The sequence below is a fragment of the Myxococcus sp. AM011 genome (assembly GCF_013372595.1).
In the GTDB taxonomy this organism is placed as follows: Bacteria; Myxococcota; Myxococcia; order Myxococcales; family Myxococcaceae; genus Myxococcus; species Myxococcus eversor.
In genome coordinates this window covers 14,455-33,461 of sequence record NZ_JABXEM010000108.1, presented here as the reverse complement: position 1 = coordinate 33,461, position 19,007 = coordinate 14,455, and the positions used below count along the sequence as shown (strand labels likewise).

General features: G+C 67.5%; 21 protein-coding genes and 1 tRNA gene. 9 read left to right on the top strand and 13 right to left on the bottom strand.

Going from position 1 to position 19,007, the window contains the following annotated elements:
- Positions 1 to 105 precede the first annotated feature (105 nt).
- The 3 genes from HUW62_RS22665 (at position 106) to HUW62_RS22655 (ending at position 2,108) form a co-directional block, all read left to right on the top strand.
- Positions 106 to 179, top strand: a tRNA-Arg gene (locus HUW62_RS22665).
- Between the two features lie 835 nt (positions 180 to 1,014).
- Positions 1,015 to 1,587 carry a hypothetical protein gene (locus tag HUW62_RS22660; RefSeq protein ID WP_163869644.1) on the top strand — a complete coding sequence of 191 codons (573 nt, stop codon included), beginning with the start codon at positions 1,015 to 1,017 and terminating at the stop codon, positions 1,585 to 1,587.
- 170 nt (positions 1,588 to 1,757) lie between these two features.
- The gene (locus HUW62_RS22655; protein ID WP_163869645.1) at positions 1,758 to 2,108 is read left to right on the top strand and encodes a hypothetical protein; all 351 of its coding nucleotides are present in this window, start codon (positions 1,758 to 1,760) and stop codon (positions 2,106 to 2,108) included.
- An 11-nt stretch (positions 2,109 to 2,119) separates the two neighbouring features.
- Here HUW62_RS22655 and HUW62_RS22650 read toward each other — a convergent pair whose 3' ends face one another.
- From HUW62_RS22650 to HUW62_RS22625, 6 genes are all read right to left on the bottom strand, one after another.
- The gene (locus HUW62_RS22650; protein ID WP_176435594.1) at positions 2,120 to 2,746 is read right to left on the bottom strand and encodes a transposase; all 627 of its coding nucleotides are present in this window, start codon (positions 2,744 to 2,746) and stop codon (positions 2,120 to 2,122) included.
- 397 nt (positions 2,747 to 3,143) lie between these two features.
- Positions 3,144 to 3,680 (bottom strand): hypothetical protein, encoded by a 537-nt coding sequence (locus HUW62_RS22645; RefSeq protein WP_176435593.1) that lies wholly within the window; start codon positions 3,678 to 3,680, stop codon positions 3,144 to 3,146.
- Positions 3,681 to 4,042: 362 nt separating this feature from the next.
- Positions 4,043 to 5,233 (bottom strand): MFS transporter, encoded by a 1,191-nt coding sequence (locus HUW62_RS22640; protein WP_176435592.1) that lies wholly within the window; start codon positions 5,231 to 5,233, stop codon positions 4,043 to 4,045.
- Between the two features lie 4 nt (positions 5,234 to 5,237).
- A complete protein-coding gene (locus tag HUW62_RS22635) occupies positions 5,238 to 6,650 on the bottom strand; it encodes a hypothetical protein (RefSeq protein WP_176435591.1) in 1,413 nt (470 codons plus the stop codon).
- 15 nt (positions 6,651 to 6,665) lie between these two features.
- Positions 6,666 to 7,304, bottom strand: coding sequence for a VOC family protein (locus HUW62_RS22630; protein WP_176435590.1), 639 nt, complete (start codon positions 7,302 to 7,304; stop codon positions 6,666 to 6,668).
- Positions 7,305 to 7,320: 16 nt separating this feature from the next.
- Positions 7,321 to 8,301, bottom strand: coding sequence for a hypothetical protein (locus HUW62_RS22625; protein ID WP_176435589.1), 981 nt, complete (start codon positions 8,299 to 8,301; stop codon positions 7,321 to 7,323).
- Between HUW62_RS22625 and HUW62_RS22620 the strand changes: the two genes are divergently transcribed.
- The 4 genes from HUW62_RS22620 to HUW62_RS22600 all read left to right on the top strand — a co-directional run bounded on the left by HUW62_RS22620 (position 8,296) and on the right by HUW62_RS22600 (position 11,557).
- Entirely contained in the window at positions 8,296 to 8,613 is a 318-nt protein-coding gene (locus HUW62_RS22620) for a hypothetical protein (RefSeq protein ID WP_176435588.1), read from the top strand. The two genes, HUW62_RS22625 and HUW62_RS22620, sit on opposite strands and share 6 nt — an antisense overlap.
- 79 nt (positions 8,614 to 8,692) lie before the next feature.
- A complete protein-coding gene (locus tag HUW62_RS22615; RefSeq protein ID WP_176435587.1) occupies positions 8,693 to 9,031 on the top strand; it encodes a transposase in 339 nt (112 codons plus the stop codon).
- 888 nt (positions 9,032 to 9,919) lie between these two features.
- Entirely contained in the window at positions 9,920 to 10,741 is an 822-nt protein-coding gene (locus tag HUW62_RS22605; protein WP_176435585.1) for a hypothetical protein, read from the top strand.
- Between the two features lie 471 nt (positions 10,742 to 11,212).
- Positions 11,213 to 11,557, top strand: coding sequence for a hypothetical protein (locus HUW62_RS22600; RefSeq protein ID WP_176435584.1), 345 nt, complete (start codon positions 11,213 to 11,215; stop codon positions 11,555 to 11,557).
- Positions 11,558 to 11,581: 24 nt separating this feature from the next.
- Here the strand turns inward: HUW62_RS22600 and HUW62_RS22595 are convergent, their stop codons facing one another.
- Positions 11,582 to 11,935 carry a hypothetical protein gene (locus HUW62_RS22595; RefSeq protein WP_163869651.1) on the bottom strand — a complete coding sequence of 118 codons (354 nt, stop codon included), beginning with the start codon at positions 11,933 to 11,935 and terminating at the stop codon, positions 11,582 to 11,584.
- A gap of 112 nt (positions 11,936 to 12,047) precedes the next feature.
- Here HUW62_RS22595 and HUW62_RS22590 point away from each other — a divergent pair, with 112 nt between their 5' ends.
- Entirely contained in the window at positions 12,048 to 12,374 is a 327-nt protein-coding gene (locus HUW62_RS22590) for a YnfA family protein (protein WP_163869652.1), read from the top strand.
- 55 nt (positions 12,375 to 12,429) lie between these two features.
- Here HUW62_RS22590 and HUW62_RS22585 read toward each other — a convergent pair whose 3' ends face one another.
- Both HUW62_RS22585 and HUW62_RS22580 read right to left on the bottom strand, forming a co-directional pair.
- Positions 12,430 to 13,590 (bottom strand): CARDB domain-containing protein, encoded by a 1,161-nt coding sequence (locus HUW62_RS22585; protein ID WP_176435583.1) that lies wholly within the window; start codon positions 13,588 to 13,590, stop codon positions 12,430 to 12,432.
- Between the two features lie 276 nt (positions 13,591 to 13,866).
- Positions 13,867 to 14,289: a hypothetical protein gene (locus HUW62_RS22580; protein ID WP_176435582.1), complete on the bottom strand. Its 423-nt coding sequence runs from the start codon at positions 14,287 to 14,289 to the stop codon at positions 13,867 to 13,869.
- Between the two features lie 47 nt (positions 14,290 to 14,336).
- On the opposite strand from HUW62_RS22580, the gene HUW62_RS22575 reads away from it, so the two are divergent.
- A complete protein-coding gene (locus tag HUW62_RS22575; RefSeq protein ID WP_176435581.1) occupies positions 14,337 to 15,023 on the top strand; it encodes a MerR family transcriptional regulator in 687 nt (228 codons plus the stop codon).
- 4 nt (positions 15,024 to 15,027) lie between these two features.
- On the opposite strand, the gene HUW62_RS22570 is transcribed toward HUW62_RS22575, so the two are convergent.
- From HUW62_RS22570 to HUW62_RS22555, 4 genes are all read right to left on the bottom strand, one after another.
- Positions 15,028 to 16,308: a hemolysin family protein gene (locus HUW62_RS22570; protein ID WP_163869741.1), complete on the bottom strand. Its 1,281-nt coding sequence runs from the start codon at positions 16,306 to 16,308 to the stop codon at positions 15,028 to 15,030.
- A 78-nt stretch (positions 16,309 to 16,386) separates the two neighbouring features.
- On the bottom strand, positions 16,387 to 16,770 hold the full coding sequence (locus HUW62_RS22565) for a response regulator (protein WP_163869656.1): 384 nt from the start codon (positions 16,768 to 16,770) through the stop codon (positions 16,387 to 16,389).
- A gap of 95 nt (positions 16,771 to 16,865) precedes the next feature.
- A complete protein-coding gene (locus tag HUW62_RS22560; RefSeq protein WP_163869657.1) occupies positions 16,866 to 17,717 on the bottom strand; it encodes a metallophosphoesterase in 852 nt (283 codons plus the stop codon).
- A 63-nt stretch (positions 17,718 to 17,780) separates the two neighbouring features.
- Complete coding sequence (locus HUW62_RS22555) at positions 17,781 to 18,989, bottom strand: glycosyltransferase (RefSeq protein ID WP_163869658.1); 1,209 nt, start codon at positions 18,987 to 18,989, stop codon at positions 17,781 to 17,783.
- Between the last annotated feature and the right edge of the window lie 18 nt (positions 18,990 to 19,007).

The window sequence follows — 19,007 nt, the reverse complement described above, 5'->3', positions numbered from 1 at the left end:
GGCGGGGGAGCCCCGTGCGGGGTGTTCTCCCGTCAGCCCTGGGTGGAATGCGGGCTTGCGTCGGCCGGGGAGTTCGGCTACTTGTCGCCTCGCTACAGCGGTTCTGCGCGATTAGCTCAGCTGGATAGAGCGTTGGCCTCCGGAGCCAAAGGCCACAGGTTCGAATCCTGTATCGCGCGCAGAGGAACGTGCCCGGGATACTTGGGGTTTTTCCCCGAGCATCCCGGGCGCTGACTCCCGCTCCGGCACCTCCACCCAGCGATTTCCCACCTGGCCGCGAAGCCGGAAGAGCGTCCTCGTGTCGGAGGACGTCAGCGGGCTGCCGTGCGAGGAGTTGGGCCTGCTCCTTGGCGAACTCCTTGTGGAGTTGGGGGACAGGCCCGGCGTGGTGGCGGCCTCCACCATCGGCCTCTCGGTGCAGCGGAGGGAAGGTGGGTCCTTCGGGCTTCTCCGCCCACGTTGGAGCCCTCGTCGCCCCCCGCATGTGTCGCCAGTGGACGTTCCGTCTGGTCGACTGCGGGAACCGGGACCTGCGCCGGAGCGCGAGGCCGCGACACCGTCTCCGTGTGCTGGTGGCCGTGGTGCTGAGGTGAGGTTGTTTCGTGCCTCAGGCTGCGCGCCTGGCTTCGCGGTGCGTCCGCTGCAGCTCTCCCGTCATGGTGAAGATGGCGGAGAGCCCGCATGCCGGACACGTCACCTGGATTGTTGGCGGAGGTGGTGGTGGCGGCTTGTACCCAGGAGCCGGGTTCACGAGAGGCCGCAACTCTGGCGGACGAGAGTCAGGCTCAATGTCACCATAACTTGCCTGGCATTCGGGGCAGTGGAGACGCCGAAGCAGTGGACGGATGACGGTCCGGTTGTATCGCCACACGACGAGCATCAAGACCATCACCACGAGCGCGACGCACGCGACCACGCCGGCGCAGAACACCAGAAAATCGGCAGGCTCCAAGGGCACCCCCTGACGCTACGAGTGTACCAGGGCACGTGTGCAGGGTGGCTCCGGGGGCAGGGATGACGCGCTCGCGCATCGAGTTCGTGCTGCCCGTGGGCACGAAGAACACGAGCAAGGTCCGTGACCGCCACCAGGTGCGAGCGAAGCGGGAGAAGGGGCCGCGCCAGGCCACGGAGCTGCTTTGGCCAGGGTGGACGGGCCCGGTGCTGCTGGTCGTGCGGCTGACACGTGTGTCGCCGCGGCTCCTGGCGGGCGGGGACTCCCTGCCCATCGTGCTGAAGAGCGTCCGCGACGAGGTGGCCCGGCAGCTCCGTGTCGACGACTCGTCACCCTTGGTTCGGTGGGTCTACGCACAATCGCGGGGAGAGTCCTCCGTGTTGGTGGAGCTGTCCTGGGGTGAGGATGCGCTCGCGGCGGCGGTCCGTGCACGGGACCGCTCACCCCACCCGCCAGCCGCGTTTCTTCCAACTGTCCCTGGGGTGTGCGGACCGCCTTCCCGACTGCTCCGACTCGCGGTCCGCCTGGCCGCCCCCGTTACGAACAGCTTGGGTGACCCGCCTGCGATCCATTACCCCGGTCCGTCACACCAGCCTGATGGCGTCCTCTACAACGGCATCAAGCGGCAGCGGTGAGGGGGCATCGCTTGTGACGCAGGACTTCGCTTTCCTGCGAGGCGAGGGCCACTTAGTGCTTCGTGCGAGCGGTGGCGGGGGGGTATCAGCTTCCGGCACGCCGGACGGCGCGGCCGCCCGGGGCTGGGTGGATGGGCGGAAGAAGCCCAGGTTCCTACGAGGAGGAGTTGATGAAGTGGTTGATTCTATTCTGTAACTTCATCGTCGCGTTCGGAACCGTAGGGGTCGTCACGCTTGTCCTCCGGCTGGTTGTGAAGCGCCATTTCTTCGCGGCCACCCTCGCGTGGGGAATCTCCTGCGCTCTGGTCGCCGCTGGATTGGGTGACAGCGCGGATCAGGGGCCGGCTTGGCCTGACGGCCTGACACCGACCGTCGTCGTCCTCCATGCCCTGGCGTCCCTCACGGTGGCCTCCATCCCTATTATCCGGCAGTGGTACATCGAGAGACAGCGGAAGGCTGGATTGTACTGGACGGCGGATGATGAGGAGCCGAAGCCCCCCGGACGCCGAAACCTGCTCTGAGGGGCATCCCTTTAAACCTCTTGCTTGACGCAATAGACGGTGCCGGCAGCAAGGATGCGTGATGTCGCGACCTGCCGGCGCACCTCGCTGCCCGGGGCGTAGCCGTTCTTCTTCCGTGGCTTCGGCCCGCGAGGGTGTTTGAGGAGCATCGCCGGGTCGACGTGTGTTGCCATTTTCACGAGCGTCCGGGCCAACTGCTTCGACGTCTGTCTTTCGTGCGGCACCCATACCTCTTCCGGAACGGCGACCTTCATTCCGCCGTAGTCCTCGCGCAATTCGGCCGCGATGTAGAAAGAGGAGATGGGCTTCTGCTCGCATACCGGATGGGCGGTCTGCACCGCCTGCAAGTGGGCCAACACGTCGTAGGCCGCCAGTGCGACGCAGAAGCCAAGCAGGGCGCCTCGAGGCGAGCCAAGGCTTCGCACCTCACTTTCAAGGACTGACTCCAGGCGGCCAAAGAGGCATTCAATCCGCCAGCGTGTGCGGTACAGCCGTGCGAGCGTTGTCGCCCGCTTGCGCTCCGCCGGGACATTCGTCAGCAACCGGATGACGGTGTCGCCGTCGTCGGTGGGCGTATCGAGTTCAATCTCGATGCGCCGCAGTCGCATCGCGCCGCCTGCTCCGTCGGGAATGGACACCGGTTGCTCGAAGACCGTCCCGTCTCGACGTGCCCCACCTCGCGTCGCGGGCGTTCCTCGGTCGGCGAGGGATTGCGAGCATGCTCCCGCACGAGCAGGAAGGCGCCGCACGACTTCCTGCTCGACCATCGACTCCTCCGCTGTCGCGCGGAGGGCTACTACCGCCATCTCTCCCATTGCTGACTGCCTCCCTCGGTTGTCGGCCCGGGGAGGGGGTCGGTTTTAGTGTCGCGAGGGGGGCAATTTTGCTGTCGCTCTACACCCTAGGCCAACAGTGGCCAGGGAGCGACCGTCCGCACAGGGCCCAGGGCGTGCCGACGGGGCTGTCCCTTCGCACGCCTGCTCACCTTCCTCCCTCACGGGGAGCCGCTGCCGAAGATGTTTAAAGGGATGCCTGTCAAAGGCCTCGGATGTGCAGGTCGCCCTGTCCGCAGGCGCCATCATAGCCGTCGATGATGATGAAGAGCTTCCGGCCTACTGGCTGATTCCGAAGAACGATATGCGACGTGGTGCTGTCGTCCGAACGATCATCATTGCAGGCATAGACAACACCCGTATCGGCAGCCCTGCGAATTTCCAGAACCGTGTCGTACTGCGAACCGCCAGTGCCGAAAGCATAGTCTCCCGTGACAGGGACAGTCCATGTGTACGACACGTCACGTGCACTGCCGGAGCCACATGTCGTGCGCCATTCGTTATTGGCGTTGCAGCTATTGAATCTGACCAGGTGGCCAAGGCCACTTCCGAGGTGTCCTCCGAACGTTGCCTGGGACACCTCGTTGTCCTCCTCGGCCACTGTCTCTCCAGGCGATGGCGCTTCCGCGGCTGGAGGTTCGGTGTACTCGCCAGCTTCGTCGTCGAGCGCGGGACCACATGCACCCAACAGCAATGCCCAGCCCGCCGCGTACAGAACTGCCCTTTTCTGGTTTGACATGAATGCACCTCGGGTACGGGGGCACCCTTGGCGATGCGTCACGGCCAAGAGCGGTCAGGCACAGGATGTGGTGCTTGACTGCTCTATGATTGTGTTGAGATTGGTTGGCCGTAACTGTCTGAATTGTCCGGGTCGCATTCTCGTAACGGACACTCTTGTTCTTGGGGGACGAGAGAGCTGGGGCAGTGGCGATTGTGAGACCCCTCACACCCAGGGGCCCTTGGGTGACCTGCCTGAGTTTTTCGGGCCGCTGACTACGTGAGAGGTGTCGGCCAGGATGGGTTGGCTCCCACTCCGCTCTGCGCTCACTCGTCTCGACGCAGCGCTTGAAATTTGGGCAGGCCCCGCCCCCGTGGTTGCGCTCAGCGGGAGGTGGCGGCGTCGGTCAGCGCGTCCGGACTGCTGTCACGCATCGAGCGCGCCGCGACCACGGCCAGGGCCAGGAAGATGAGGATGAGCGCGCGCGGAAAGGCCTGGATGCCGAACGCATCCTGTAGCACGCCAATGGCCGACGAACCGGCGACCCCCCCGACGCCGCCCGCCATTGTCATCGCCGCGCTGCAGCTCAGAAGCTGTGCGCCGGTGAAGCGGTCCCCGATGGACGCCAGCGCCACCGTCGTCGTGCCATAGGCGCAAGCGCCCCAGACGAACAGGAACAGGTACAGCAGCGGCGTCGACGCGCCGATGACCCACGGCAGCGCGCCGCCGCCGAGCACGGTGAGCAACGCGCAGCCCACCATCACCGGGCGCCGACCCCAGCGGTCGGACACCCAGCCAATGGGCGGCTGCAACAGCACGTTGCCGACGTTCAGCACGCTGAGGCCGATGCCCATGAACGCGGTGCTCGTGCCATGGACCGCCCCGAACCTGGGCAGGAACGCCAGGGACGCGTGGTCGAACGCGCCGAACGACGCGGCCGCGAGCAACGCCGCGGGGATCAACGGGACCGCTCCGAGCACCGGCGCGCGCGCCGTGCCGTGGAAGTCCGGCAGTTGCTTGCTGACGAGCAGCACCCCCGTCGCGCACGCGACGAACGCGGCGCCGAGCATCGCGAAGCAATGGGGCGAGCGGAAGTCCGCCAGCGACACCAGCAGCGGGCCGCACGCGAAGCCCGCCGACAGGCACGACGTGTAGATGCCGAACACCCGGCCGCGGCGCCCCGACGGCGTGAGCTGCGCGAGCCACGCCTTGTTGACGATGTAGAAGCCGCCCACCGCCAGCCCCCACAGCAGGCGCGCGGCAATCCACAGGAGCGGCTCGGGCACGAGCGCCATCGACGCCATCGCGGTCAGGCCGAGCATGCAGCTCGCGACGCCGATGCGCACGGCGCCGAACCGCTCGGCCGCCCACGGAATCACGAACGACGAGGCAATCAACCCAAGGGGGCTGCACGCCGCGGAGATGCCAATCACGCTGTCAGCGACGCCCTGCCGGGACAGCAACACGCCGAGCAGCACGGGCGTGCCGCCCACCGCGACGGCGAACATGCCGACCAGGAACGAAATCGTGAGGATGCTCCGCCACGCGGCGGCGTCCGAGGAGGATGGGCTCATGGAACTAGTGGCGCGCGACCATGACCGGCAGCATCGCGCCGCCCTTGTAGAGGCTCATGATGGGGCTCTGGTTGGCGCGCGACAAGAAGCCCACCGCCTTGCCGCCGAAGATGAAGGTGTTGAGGTCGGCGATCCGCGGCGTGATTTCGCCCGTGGCCGGGTCCGGACAGTGGACGACGTGGCCTTGGATGTACTCCTGGGCGACGTACGCGGAGTTGGACGCCGCGGTATCCACGGCGCGCTGCCAGTCCGCGTCCGGGACCTTGTTGCCAATCACGATGCCGTCGCCCCACGTGGCGTTGGTCGGCTTGAGCAGGAAGCGGGTCCGGTGGCGCTTGAGGTAGTCGCACAGGTCCACGTCCTCGCCTTCCATGGAGATGGAGCGCCCGGGGGCCACGACGCGCGTCCACGGCACGTGGCGCTGGAACATCTGGCGGTCCGCCGGCGAGAAGTGGTCGCCGAACCGCGGTTCGCTGAAGAGCGCGAGAATCGACTTGTCGGCGTAGATCCACTGGCAGGCGAGCGGGTTCACGCTGACCACGTCGCCAGCGGCCACCGCGCGGAGGTAGTGCTCGGCGTCGGGACACTGGACCAGGTCGCGCAGGTCCCACTTGTTGTAGACGAGGTCGATGCGCGTCCCCCGGTGGGTCAGGCAGCCCGCGCCGCGCTCGAGCTCGCGCAGGTCGATGAACTCGCAGTGGATGCCGCGCTCTCCGAAGCCCTGGATGATGAGGTCGGTCTCGCTGGTGAAGCGGCCGTTGTAGTTGACGATGCGGACCTCGCTCGGGTCCCGGCCCTTGTCCGCGCGATACGTGTCCAGCATCTCCGAGATGAACAGGTTGCGCGTCTCGACGATGGGCTGGGGGACCAGCTCGACGTCGCGGCCCCACGCGGCCAGGATGGGATTGGGCAGCGAGCGCCACAGCCGCGTCGCCATCCCGGAGGCGAACAGGTTCGCCGGGCAGTCGGTGTTGGTCTCCAAAATCAGATAGCGGCCATCCGGAGCGACCAGGCCGTCGAAGCGGCAGATGCGCGTGAGCGGCCGGAACCCGGGCGCCGCCAGCAGGAGGTCCCGCACCGGCTCGTAGCCGCGATAGAGCCTCCGGACCTCGGCGTCATGGCGGTACAGCTCCAGCACGTCGTCGAACACGCGGATGAAGCGCTCGCCCGCGGCCTTCAGCTGCCCGGCCCAGTCGGCGTCGATGATGGTCGGGCGCAGGCACACCGGGTACGCGTGATTGGCGTCGAACTGGAGGCCGTTGGCGAGCGCCACGCTGCGCAGCTCGCGTTGCGCCTTGGCGATGTTCTCACGTTCGGCGGCTGAGGCCTGGGCCAGCAGCGCGTCGAGCTCCGCGTCGTATGGACACAGCGCCAGTCCGCCACGGTCTTGCTGAAAGGGAGAAGCTACCTTGGACATCGCGGACTCCATGGTTCAAGTCAGGATACGGATCCCCGACGGCGTGCGGATCGTCGCGGTATAGCGGAACTCTTCGCCGTGCGTGACGGCGGGCGCGCCCGAAATTTCGAGCGCCCCGTACAGCCGGGCGATGCGCGCGGCGTCCGGGTGCTCGAGCGTGAACGCCACCAACTCGCAGCCCCGCTGCGTCTCGGGCGCGAGCAGCGGGCGTTTGCCCTTCCTGTCGATGAGCGACGGCACGACGCCCTGCATGGGCAGTGAGCCGTCCACGGGCACGGAGAAGAAGTAGCTCGACGCCCCCGCGTGGAACTCGCGCGGCTCCCCGAACACGCCCGGATGTCGCGCCATCCGCTGGGCGAAGTGATCGGTGCTCGCCACCCAGCCCCGCAGGCGCCTGCCGTCGTCCCACGCCTTGCGCACCGCCGCGCGGTCATCGAGCCCGAACCACCTGGGGCCCGGGATGGCCGGGGCCTCCTCGTCGATGGCAATCACCTCGAGGTAGGCGGCCTCACCCAACTGGAGCAGGTGATTGTGCGTGCTCATGTGGGTGTGTTTGCGGCCGAAGGGGAGGTCGATGCCCAGGCACTCCCGGAGGTGAGCGACGCCTTCGACGAGCGAGGGTGCGATGACGGAGAGATGATCGAGTCGAGGCATTATCGCGTCGCAGGGGTCAGGCCTTGACCAACATCGGGTCGGTAGACTGGACGATGGCGGTGGAGAAGCGGTTGTAGCCGAACAGTCGCACGAGGACCCGCCGGTTGTCCCTGATGATGTCGCGGCAGTGCAGGGCCTTGGTGTTGTTGATGAGGATGGCCTTGCTGGAGTCCAGGGTCACCTGGTGCCGCTCCGCGTTCGCGATGCCCGCCTGCAACGCGTCGATGGCCTGCCGAGAGCTCTCCGGCACGTCGTCGCACGCGGAGAAGCGGTAGGCGCTGAACCGGAACGCGAAGTCACCGTGGTTGTTGTAGTCCACGATGGACACATGACGGCCATCCTCGTCGCCAGGCACGTAGGAGTTGGGCCGGGTGAACTGATAGTGCTTTCTTGTCAGCGCGTCGACCACCGGCTCGCCGAGCGCCTTCAGCACGGGCGTTATCGGGATGACCTGGGTCGGCTCGTGGAGCGGGTTCCACCGCGCCGTCAGGATCAACGTCGAGGGCGCCGGTGAATGCCGCTCCGTCGCATGGAACGAGCAGTAGTGCGGCGGCTCGGTGTGCGCGCCGAGCGCAAGACCGGAGTGTGATGAAACCTCCACGTTCTCGGGCGCGGGCTCCTCGGGAAGCTTGTGCTGCCCGCCGCCCTTGAAGTTGCCGACGAGGCGCACCATTTCGTTGTAGTCCAGGTCGTACGCGAAGGCGCGATTGCCGGCGAGGTTCAACAAGAGCTGGCTGCGCGACGCGAGCACCAGGCAGTCGAGGTCCATCTTCAACGCCTCGAGCGAGGGCCGCGCCTCGGGGACGCCATCGCCCACTTCGAGCATGCCCTCGACGACCAGCAGGGAGATGCGATTGCTGGCATATCCCTCGACCAGGGCGCGCTGTTCGGAGCCCAGCAGGTCACGCAGCGCGTGGGCGTGGGCTTCAGCGCGTTCACGAATCCCCGCGCACTGAGGCCCGCCGGCACGGGCCAGTTGCACGGCGTGGTGATGCAAGTATTCCGCCTGGGAACGACCCAGTTTCAGAATCGCGACTTCGGTGTGCATACCTGCGAACTCCCCCTCGGACATCGCAACGCGAGTCATTTCAACCCCAGACTCAGCTCCAAACCAGGGGCGCAGATACTGCCGCTAAGTCTTGAAGTCCAGCTTAATCGTGTATTGCTGGTGCTGATGAGGGAAGAGCGCGCAAGAATGACGCTGGAGTTCAAAGCCCGGGTGGTGAAGCTGGTGCTGGAGGAGGGCAAGTTCCGGGATCAGGGGCCAAGGACCTGGATGAGACGCGCGGCGCCGTGGAAACCCGGGTGAGGCAGTCGCATGTCGACATGGGCTAATACGACCTGGTCACTTCAAGAATGCGTGAGGGTGGGCGAAGTGTTCCGACTGCATGGCGCCGAGGCAGTTGAAGCGACTGGAGGGAGAGCTGGCGAGCTTCCTTGAGTCGAGTTTCTCGGGCCTGGGCCGGGTAGAACGGCGACGGGCGATGGACTGGTACGTGAATGGCCTTCTGCTTGAGGGCGAGCGCAAGAGCATCGACCCGGTGGCAGGTCGGCTGATGGAGGAGGCTGGCGAGCAGGAGGCCATGCGCCAGCGTCTCCAACAATGCGTCAGCGGCAGCGCCTGGGCGGACGAGGAAGTCAGGCGCCGACTGGCACTGAAGCTGGAGGCGGACCTGCCTGGAATTGAAGCCCTGGTGCCTCCGCCTGAGCAGCCCTCGCAGATGTGACCAAGTCGTATTAGAAGCAGAAGGGAGGTCGGCCAATCCTATTGCAGATGCATTCACCAGGGGGTCGTGTCCCTATAAGTGTGTAGATGGCGAGGAGGGACGGGCGGGAAAGAGGCCCGCGGAGATGAACGCCGGACCCGCGCACCCACTTTGCTCAAAGTAGATCGATACCTGATAGGCGTAGACCGTTGCCTTGTCGGCGTCGATGAGCCAGAGCCGCCCGTTCGAGTCCGGCCAATAGCCAGTCCCGCTGTTCGCAACCTCCTTCCCATCGGCATCGACATAGATGAATCCTGTTCCCGGGGCCGCCCCTGGCCCTGCTGGCCCCTCGGGCCCGGTGAGTCCTACCGGGCCCTGGGAACCTGCCGGACCTTGTGCTCGTGCGAGTCCCTGCGACCCCGCCGGACCTTGTGGACCCGTGAGTCCTACCAGCCCCTGCGGACCTGCTGGACCTTGCAGGCCCGTGAGTCCAGCCGGGCCAGGTGGGCCCTGCGGACCCTGTTTCCCTTCGGTACCGTCTTTCCCATTTGAGCCATCCGACGACTTCGAGCAAGCCACTGCGGTCACAATCGTAAGGATGAGAGCCATTCGCATGCTCCATCTGTATCAAGGAGGCTCGGCAGGTAGAGATGGGTTCCTGCCATGGGTGCCGCCGGTCAGTCCATCTCGGGGCTCATCACATTCACTGCCGCCTGAAGGGTTTCCACTCCCACGACGTCAGCGCCGAGTTCCAGGAGGTGATGGGGTAGGGCGCAGCCTGCCGCGGGAGCCCGCGGCCTGCCTCGCCTACTCCGTGGATGGCGCATGTGAGAGGCTGCACCGAGTCCTGTGGGCTCCGGGCCGTCGCCTCAGGGCCGATGACGCTCAGGAAGGAGTGTTGGGCAGTCCATGAGTCGAGACGACGAGAAGGCGCCGCCAGCCGATCCCCAGCGGCAAGGGCCCCAGCGACTTGCGGACCTGATGCGGAAGGGAATGTCCCAGGCGCGTGAGCGGCCTTCGGCGGGGCTGGCCCAGTTCGAGGCCGACTGGAAGCAGCGAGAGGTGGAGTCACAGCAGGCGAAAGCGACGGAGCGGGCCCGGCACGAGGCCGCCCATGCCGAAGCGTGGCCGCTGCACCTGAAGCGGTGCCACGCCCCTCCTGAAGCGGTGGAAGCCCTCGCCGGGGACAAGGTGCTGGAGACGGCTGCGCTGCGCGCCGCGAAGCACGTCTTGCATGAGGGGCTGCGCACGCTGTTGCTGTCCGGCGGCACCGGAGTGGGGAAGACGGTGGGGGCGTGCCACCTCTTCCGCCTCGCGGTGCGCTCCGAGACGCACGGCGGCCAGCGTCTGCCCGAGTGGGACGCGTCCGCCGGGGTCTACGTGAGCTGGTCGCGCCTGAAGCGCGCCAGCGACCACGAGGCGGAGGACATGCTTCTTCTCCAGCGAGCTGTCCAGGTGCGCGTCCTGGTCGTGGACGACGTCAGCGGGCCACCGGGCGAGGAGGTGGGTCCTCGCCAGCGGGAACTCCTCGAGGAACTGGTGGACAGGCGGGACAGGCCGGGCCTGGTGACGGCGTACACCACTCGCCTGTCAGTGCAGCGGAGGGACGGTGGGTCCTCGGATTTCGCCACCCACGTTGGCGCCCGCGTCGTCTCCCGAATGAGCCGCCAGGGCACGTTCCACCTGGCCGACTGCGGAAACCGCGACCTGCGCCAGGGAGCGACGCCGTGACGCGGGTGCCGGCGAGCGGGAGGTGCGCTGGGGGCACCTGCGCCGCCGGAGGGGAACTCAGTGCCGTCGAGGCGTGGAACGTCCGGCGCCGCTCGTCCCATGCGGGGGCCTGACGTTCAGCACTGGTCCACGAAACGAGTTCCTCCGGCCGTGATTCGGTGAAAAGTATCGGGTCCGTCGTAGGGGAGAACACCCGTGACGAGCATGCACATCAAGAAGCTGTGGGGGCACGAGGCCATTCGGGCTCGGCCGGGGATGTATGTGGGTGGGGAAGATCGGCGCGCACAGGCTGCTTCATTGCTCAAACTGACGGTTGAATCCGTGGCCTCGACGAGTGATGGACCCGAGAGGATTCCGGTAGAGCTTCGGATATGGCCTGGGCCTGTATTCGAGTTGTCCTGCCCATGGGCGGACGCTCCGTTTCAATTGGTCAGCCAGAGCGGGGCCTCACTCAGCGTCATCGACCGGCACATGACGACCCTCTTCATTGGGGGAGCTCCCTCGTGGGGCTTGCTGGGTGCGCAGGGCATCATCCTCAATGCACTGTCGTCGCGAGTTCTCCTGCAGACCTCAAACGGCGAGACGCGGCGAGAGGCAATGTACTCACGAGGGGGCATCATCACTCCAATGATGGACTTGCTGGACTCTTCGTTGAATGGCACGCGCGTCGTCTTTGAACTCGACCCGCTATTCTTCGATGCCGATGCGCGGGCCCATGCTCATTCGGATGTTGTGATTGAGGGCCTGCGTACCCGATTCCCGTGGCTGACGGTTTCGCAACGTGCGGCCGATGGCACTGCTGGGGACCCGTGGTGACACGCTCGTGTTCGCATTGTCCCCTCATCTGGGGCGAGGAGGAGGCAGGTGGGTCGCCGGGAATTGTTGTCCATCCACGGGGACCTGGGTCACCTCGCCACAAGAGTCGCACGTGGCTTCGAAGTGGGTAGACGTCAGGTTGGGGCGGTTCTTCTTCCCAGGCGAGGGGAGCGTCGTGTGCGTGAACGTCACCACATTGCTCTTGTACTTGCCGCCACACTTGGGGCAGCGGAGCACCTCGATGAACTCATGCGCGACCTTCAGTGCGCTCCGCGGGCGGAAGAAGTGCCGCTTCACTCCGAGGACCATCAGGTAGAGCCAGACACACAGGAAAAGGCCCACTGCGAGCCACGTCAGCGCGGATGGGGATTCGTCCATGGAGTTCTCCTGGGGCTACCATAGTGCGCGCGCCTGAAGAGATCTCTGGAGGACGAACCGGCTGGTGCGACGGGGCTGACTCCCCCTGTACCTTCGCGAGTACTCTCAGCCCATGTTGCCGCGCGCCTTCGGACTCTTCGTACTCACGGCCCTGGCCGAGGTGCTCGGCTGCTACCTGCCCTATCTCTGGCTGCGCGAGGGCAGGTCGGCCCTGCTGCTCCTCCCGGCGGGCCTGTGTCTCGCCGCCTTCGCGTGGTTGCTGACGCTGCATCCCACGGGCGCCGCCCGCACCTATGCCGCCTATGGCGGGGTGTACATCGCCGTGGCGCTCGTCTGGCTCTGGCTCGTCGAGGGGGAGCGGCCCACGGTGTGGGACCTCGTCGGCGCCCTCGTCGCCATCGCTGGCATGGCCATCATCGTGCTCGGGCCTCGGCGGTAACGACAAGCAGGCCCGCCCAGAGTCCTTCCCCGGGCGAGCCCTCACGACGTGCGTGCTACGGCAGCGGGAGCAGCGAGCAGAGCAGCCCGCGCCCCGTCGTCCCCGCCGGGCAGCCCGCGCCCTGGCAGTACGTCACGCCCGAGTCCACCGCCGGATTTCCCAGGAGCGCCGGCACTCGGACCTGACAGGTCCCCGAGGCCTCATTGCCCGAAGCGTCCTTCACCCCGTAGGTGAACGTGTAGACACGCCCGTTGCCCAGCAGCGCCGACTCGGCGCGGACCAGCGCGGACTTGCCGTCCGGCGACAGCTTGATGTCGTCACACGCCAGCAGTCGCAGCAGCGACAGCGCATCGTTCGGCTCGTCGGAGCTGACGCGCAGGAGCGTGCCCGTCTGCGCCAGCGATACCTCTCCACCGCAGTTGTCCGTCGCGGGCAGCGCGCAGTCCGCCAGGGACACCAGCACGTAGTCCGAGCCCGCAGACGGCGTCAGGACCAGCCCGCGGCTTGCCCCCAGCGCCGGCGCCGTGGTGTCGACGACCGTCACCGTCGCGGCGCAGCTGTTCGCGCTCGCTCCATCCGTGACGTCCAGTTGAACCGGCGTCGTCCCCAACGAGAACGGCCCCGAGGGAAGCTGCGTCACACTGAACGGCCCCGGGAAACCATCCGGGTCGTACGAGCCATTGTCCACCGAAGCGACACCCTTGCAGGTCGCGTCCGCCGCCACCGTGACGTTCTTGCAGAGCGCCGCCGGCCCGTGATTCGTCGCACAGGGCGTCGGGAAGTCGAACGCGGCGACGTTGTTGGCTTCATCGCCCTCCTCGAAGACTCCGTCATCGTCCGCGACCACCACCACCCGCTGGGTGCCCTCGGGCACCGTGAACGAGAGCTGGAAGGGGAAGCTCTCGCCACCCACCAGGAAGGGCACGCTGATGGTGCCCAGACGCGTTCCGCCCGCCCCGGTGCCTCCGGCATAGACAGCCGCCGTGGAGCCTCCAATGCCCGACGTCCAGTTGTTCTTGATGGAACCCGACAGCGTCAACGCCGTGGCCTGGCAGGACGCCACGAGGGCCTCGACGCTCAAGTCCAGCTCACCCACCGCTCCTTCATGGATGCCCAGCTCGCCCAGGGACCCCATGGCCTCCTCGGGATTCACCCCGTCACAACCTCCCAACAACAGCAGCGCCGCGAGCGCGGGAACTCCCAATGCACGTGTCATGTCTGGCTCCGGTCAAGGCCTCTCATCGAGGCGGATTCCAGGTTAATCCATGAGCGCGTGTCTGTTGAGATGGGTCATTGACAGAAGCAAGGGTCCTCGGGGCCTCTGGGTAATGCATGACGCGTTCGAGGCGATTTGCATGCCTGCTTGTCCTCGCCCTTTCTTGAAAAGCGAGGCGCGCATGAGGTCCACGAGTGCCAGCGCGCTGTTGGCAGACAGCCATCAAGAGAGTGATTGATGGCACCCGTCGCCCGTGGCGGTGCGGGCCAGGGGAGCTCAGGTCGCGTTGATGCCCGCGATGATGAGTCCCACGCCGGCCGTGAGCAGGCCGAGCGTGAGACTGGCCGCTCCAATCCACAGCAGGGCCAGGAGCCGGTTGGGTCGCTGGGGGTCCTTGCCCAGCACGGAGAGGAAGAAGCCCGCGGGCATCAGGAGCGCGGCCACCGGCACCCCGAAGCGAGCCACCAGGTCGAAGCCGCGTGGCATCCGGGCCGCGTCGAGCACCACCAGGATGACCAGACTGAGCATCAGCAACACGGCGGCGTGCGCATGGCCCGCGCGGAAGAAGTTCTTCTGCAGCGTGTTCGCGGGAATGCTGCCCCGTCCGACACGCGTCAGGAACCAGCCGCCCGACTCCACGGTGATGAGCGAGAGAAGCAGGACACCAAAGAGGATGAGGGTGTAGGGTTGGATACTCATGGTATCCAATACTAGATACCTGGAGTATCCAATGCAAGGGGCTGTGCATGCGCATCTCTGAACTCGTGGAGCGGACGGGCGTTCCGCTCGCGACGCTCAAGTTCTACCTGCGGGAGGGGCTCCTGCCGGCGGGGGAGGCCACGTCGGCGACGCGGGCCGAGTACGGCGGGGCCCATGTGCGGCGCATCTCGGTGATTCGCGCGCTCACGGAGACGGTGGGCCTCAGTGTGCAGAAGGCGCGGGAGGTGCTCGCGCTCATCGACCGCCCGGAGGACGACCTCTTCACGACGCTGGGCCGGGCGATTGCCGCGCTGCCACCCGACGTGACGCCCGTGGCCACCCAGGAGTATCCCCGGGCCCGCGCGGTGCTGGAGAAGCTGGGCCAGGTCTACGACCCTGGGTTCGCCGCGGTCGCCCAACTGGAGCAGGCGCTCGCCGCGGCCGAGTCCGCGGGCATTCCGCTGGATGACGCGCGCCTGGCCGTCTACGGGCCCCACATCCGCGCCATCGCCGAGTTCGATGTCGCCAGCATCCCCCGGGAGGCCGCCGCCGCCATCGAGTACGCCGTGCTGGGAACGGCGGTCCACGAGCCCGTGCTCATCGCGCTGCGCCGGCTCGCGCATCAGGATGTCGCCGCGCGGCGGCTGCGACAGGCGGGCGCGGGCCCGCGCGCCTCGAAACGCCCGCCCGCGCGCGGTGGGTCCTCCGGACGCTCCAGGCCCAAACGGACCTGAGGGCTCAGCTCTCCTCGGGCTTGGGTTCTGGCAGGTGGATGCGCACCGAGCGCACTCGCCGGGGCGAGGCCTCCAGGACCTCCAGCTCCAGCCCGTCCTTGGTTTGAAGCCGGGTGCCGGGCTCCGGAATCGCACCGCCCGCCAGCGCGATGCTCAGGCCCGCCACCGTGGAGTAGTCCTCGTCCTCGTCCAGGTCCAGGCCCAGCTCGCGGTTGATGTCCCGGATGGCGGCGCTGCCCTGCACCACCGCCGCCACGGGGCTCTCGCGCAGCACCAGCTCCTCGGGCAGCTCCGACTCGCTGAGGATGTCACCCACCAGCTCCTCGACCATGTCCTCCACCGTCACCAGGCCCACCACGCCGCCGCGCTCGTCCACGATGATGGCCAGCTGCATGCGCCGCCGCTGAAGCTCCTTCAGCGCGTCCATGGCCCGCATCGTCTCCACGAGGAAGAAGGCCGGCCGCACCACGTCCTCCAGGACGATGAGGTGCCCCTCCCAGGCCACGCCGAGCAAATCCTTGGCGATGACGTAGCCGACGATGTTGTCCATCGTCCCCTCGAACACCGGCATCCGAGAGTGCCCGTGCTCCAGCAGCGTCTGACGAATCTCCTCCGCGTTCGCGTGGCGGCGCAGCGCGACGATGCTCTCGCGCGTCACCATCAGCTCGCCCACCGTCAGGTCGCCCATCTCGAACGCCCGCGAGGCGATCTCCCCCGCGCGAGGGTCCAACGAGCCCTGCTTCGTGGCCTCCTCCACCAACGACTGCAGCTCCTCCGCCGACAGGCGGCTCTCGCTGAAGTTCGTCCTGTCGCCGAACAGCCGCAGCACCACGTTGGAGCTGGCGGTGAGGAACCACACCACCGGCCGCATCAGCCACGACAGCCCGTTCAGCGGACGGCCGATGAGCAGCGCGTAGCGCTCCCCGGCCCTCAGCGCGAGGGACTTGGGCACCAGCTCGCCCAGCACCAGGGAGAGGTACGACACGATGATGACGACGCCCGCCAGGGCGACTTCGTCCGCCGTCTCCGCCGGCAAGCCGAAGCCCGCGAGGAGCGGCGCCAGCCGGGTCGCGATGCTCGCGCCGCCGAAGGCCGCCGCCGTGGCGCCAATCACGGTGATTCCAATCTGCACCGTCGCGAGGAATCGCTCCGGGTCCTTGCGCAGCGCCTCCACCGCCTTCGCGGAGCCGCTGCCTTGCTCCACCAATTCCTTCAGCCGCGTGCGGCGCAGGGAGATGACCGCGAGCTCCGCCCCGGCGAACACGCCATTGGCCAGGACGAGCAACAAGATGATGAGCAGCTCTGAGACGATGATGGCCCTCCGGTCAGGAGCCCTCTACCGTAACCTCGGATGCCCGGCCGCTCACTCACCAAGTGACTGCAAGAGCAGAGACAGTTGATCCTGACTGGCGCCCTTCGGCAGGTAGTAGTGGGGACCGGACAGCAGGGCGTCGCCCACGTCCTGGGCCGCCGCCGACGTGAGGAACACGACGCGGGGCAGGGGACCCCGGGGCAGTTTCGCCACCACCTCCAGGCCGCTCATGCCCGGCATGTTGAGGTCCAGGAGCATGACCTCGTAGCGCTCTCCACGCCGGAGGCTCGCCAGGGCCTCGTGTCCGTCAGCCGCCTCGGTGGCTTCATAGCCCAGATCCTCCAGGCTGAGCCGAAGGAACTCCCTCCAGTCCGCGTCGTCATCGACGACGAGCACCCGTCTCGCGCTTTCTTCATCCGTGTCCAGTCGCGCCAAGCATCCTCCCCGACACGGGAAGAACCTCCCTGCGCACCCTCGACATTCGCTTCCTCGGGAGAAATGGCCCCCGCCTGGAGAGCAGGGGAGTGAGCTCAGAACAGGGCCATGCCCAACTGGGTCACCAGATACTGCAAGGCGGGCCGCACGTTGTGGCTGGCCGTCCGGGGCCGCTCGGGCTCCGTCGACTGACACCACTGGGGCTCACCGAGCAGGCGGCCGTCCGAGTGTTGGAACAGCCGGAAGCGCCCCAGGTCCGTGGAGCTGCCCGCGTTGAAGACGCGCAAGGGGCGCCCGTGCGCCGTGTCCAGCACCGTCTCGCAGGGGTGGTGACGGTGGCCGTGCAGCACCAGGTCACACCGTCCCTGCACGCGCGTCACCAGCTCCGCGCCCAAGGACAGCTCGGAGGCGTGGGGCCAGCCCATGCGCGTGGCCAGGCGCTCCGGGAAGCTCTCCTCGGGCAGCGGCAGCACGTGGTGATGCACCAGCACCGCCACCAGCGCGTCGCGCGGCGCGGCGTCGAGCGCGGCCTCCACCTGCTCCACGGTTTCGAGCGACAGCTCACCGTGGCTCGCGAAGTAGTTGCGGTTGTGCTCGCCCGTGGAGTCCACGCACACGAAGTACACCCCGGGGCGCTCCACCGTGCGGACCTTGAGGCCGTCCATCCACGTGCCGCCCACGTCCTCGCCAGGGCGGTCGTGGTTGCCGGGGATGAAGGTGAGCCGTCCGCTGTCCAACAGCGGCGCGAAGATGTCGACGAACCGACGGTACTCCTCGCGCGAGCCCTGGTGCGTCAGGTCCCCCGTCACCACCACGTGGTCGGCGCGGCTGGCCTGGACGGCGTGGAGCAGCGCTCGCGCGGAGGCATCACTGGCGGGGCTCAGGTCCAGATGGAGATCCGAAAGATGCGCCAACGTCCGGAGGGGCATGCGAAACAAGGTAGGCATCGCTCGCGGCGGCTTCACGTCCGTGAGGTGAATCCGCCGCAAGCGCGGTGAAACAGATGTGCATCACCCGGCGACCCACTCGTCCCGCGGGGGGAGGGTGTTGTTCACCGCCGACACCGTCGCGCGCGGAGGCAACAGCCGGGTGCCGGGGCCCACGCGCAGGCGCGTGCCGCGCCAGTCCACCGTGCGGAAGAACGCGCCGTGCCACCACGCGGCGAAGAGGAGCACGTCCTTGGCGAGCACCGCTGGCGCGGCGCGCCACGACACCGACTGCGGTCGCAGCGCGCGAAACACCGCCAGGTCCACCAGCACCTTGCCGAGGATGACGCCCGTCGCCACACTCACCGCCTCCGGGGTGGGGCTGGCGAGCATGCCCAGGAGCGCCAGCGGCATCGGGTTGAGCAGGGCCTGCGCGAGATAGGTGGGCGGCGTGACGGCCGTCCGGTGGATGACGCTCCAGCGCAGGTAGCGCTGGAAGAAGGCGCGCACGCTCTTGCCGAGCGACACGTTGTAGACAGGCGCGCACGCGACGACGACGCGCCGGCCCAGCTTGCGCGTCACCCACTGGCCGATGACGTAGTCCTCGGCGAGCACGTCCCGCACCGAGTAGAAGCCACCCAGCGCCTGCACGTCCTCGCGGCGCAGCGCCATGGACTTGCCCACGACGATGTCCTGGTCCGCGCAGCGCTTGGCGCCGATCATCCCCGCCGCCGCGCTGGACGTCAGGTAGAGGTTGTCCAGCAGCGAACCGAAGCTCCGCTCCCCGACGCCCGCCACCGGGTGCGTCACGCAGCCCACCGTGGGGTCCGCGAAGTTGGCGGCAATCTCCTCCAGGTAGCCAGGGCCCACGCGCGTGTTGCTGTCGCTGATGACGAAGAGGTCGAACCGGGCCCGGTCCGCCAGGGTGATGAGCTGGTTCACTTTCGGATTGAGCCCCGGGGCGCCCTCCTGCAGCTCCAGCCGCATGACGCCGGGCCAGCGGCGCACCGCCTCCACCGCCACCGCATAGGCGGCGTCCCGGGTGTCCTTCACGCCCAGCACCACCTCGTACTCGCCGGGGTAGTCCAGGTGGGCGAAGTGCTTGAGGTTGGTCTCCAGGTCGTCATCCGCGCCGCACAGCGGCTTGAGGATGGAGAGGCCCGGCCACGCGGCGCCCGGAGGCAGGGCCTTGGGGCGTTGCCGGCGGTGGCCGAGCACGAGCACGTACTGGACGACGAGCGCGGTGAGGCCGAAGCAGGCGGCGAAGAGCAGGAGGGCGGAAGCGAGCGACATGCGCGGGCAGTCCCAGGG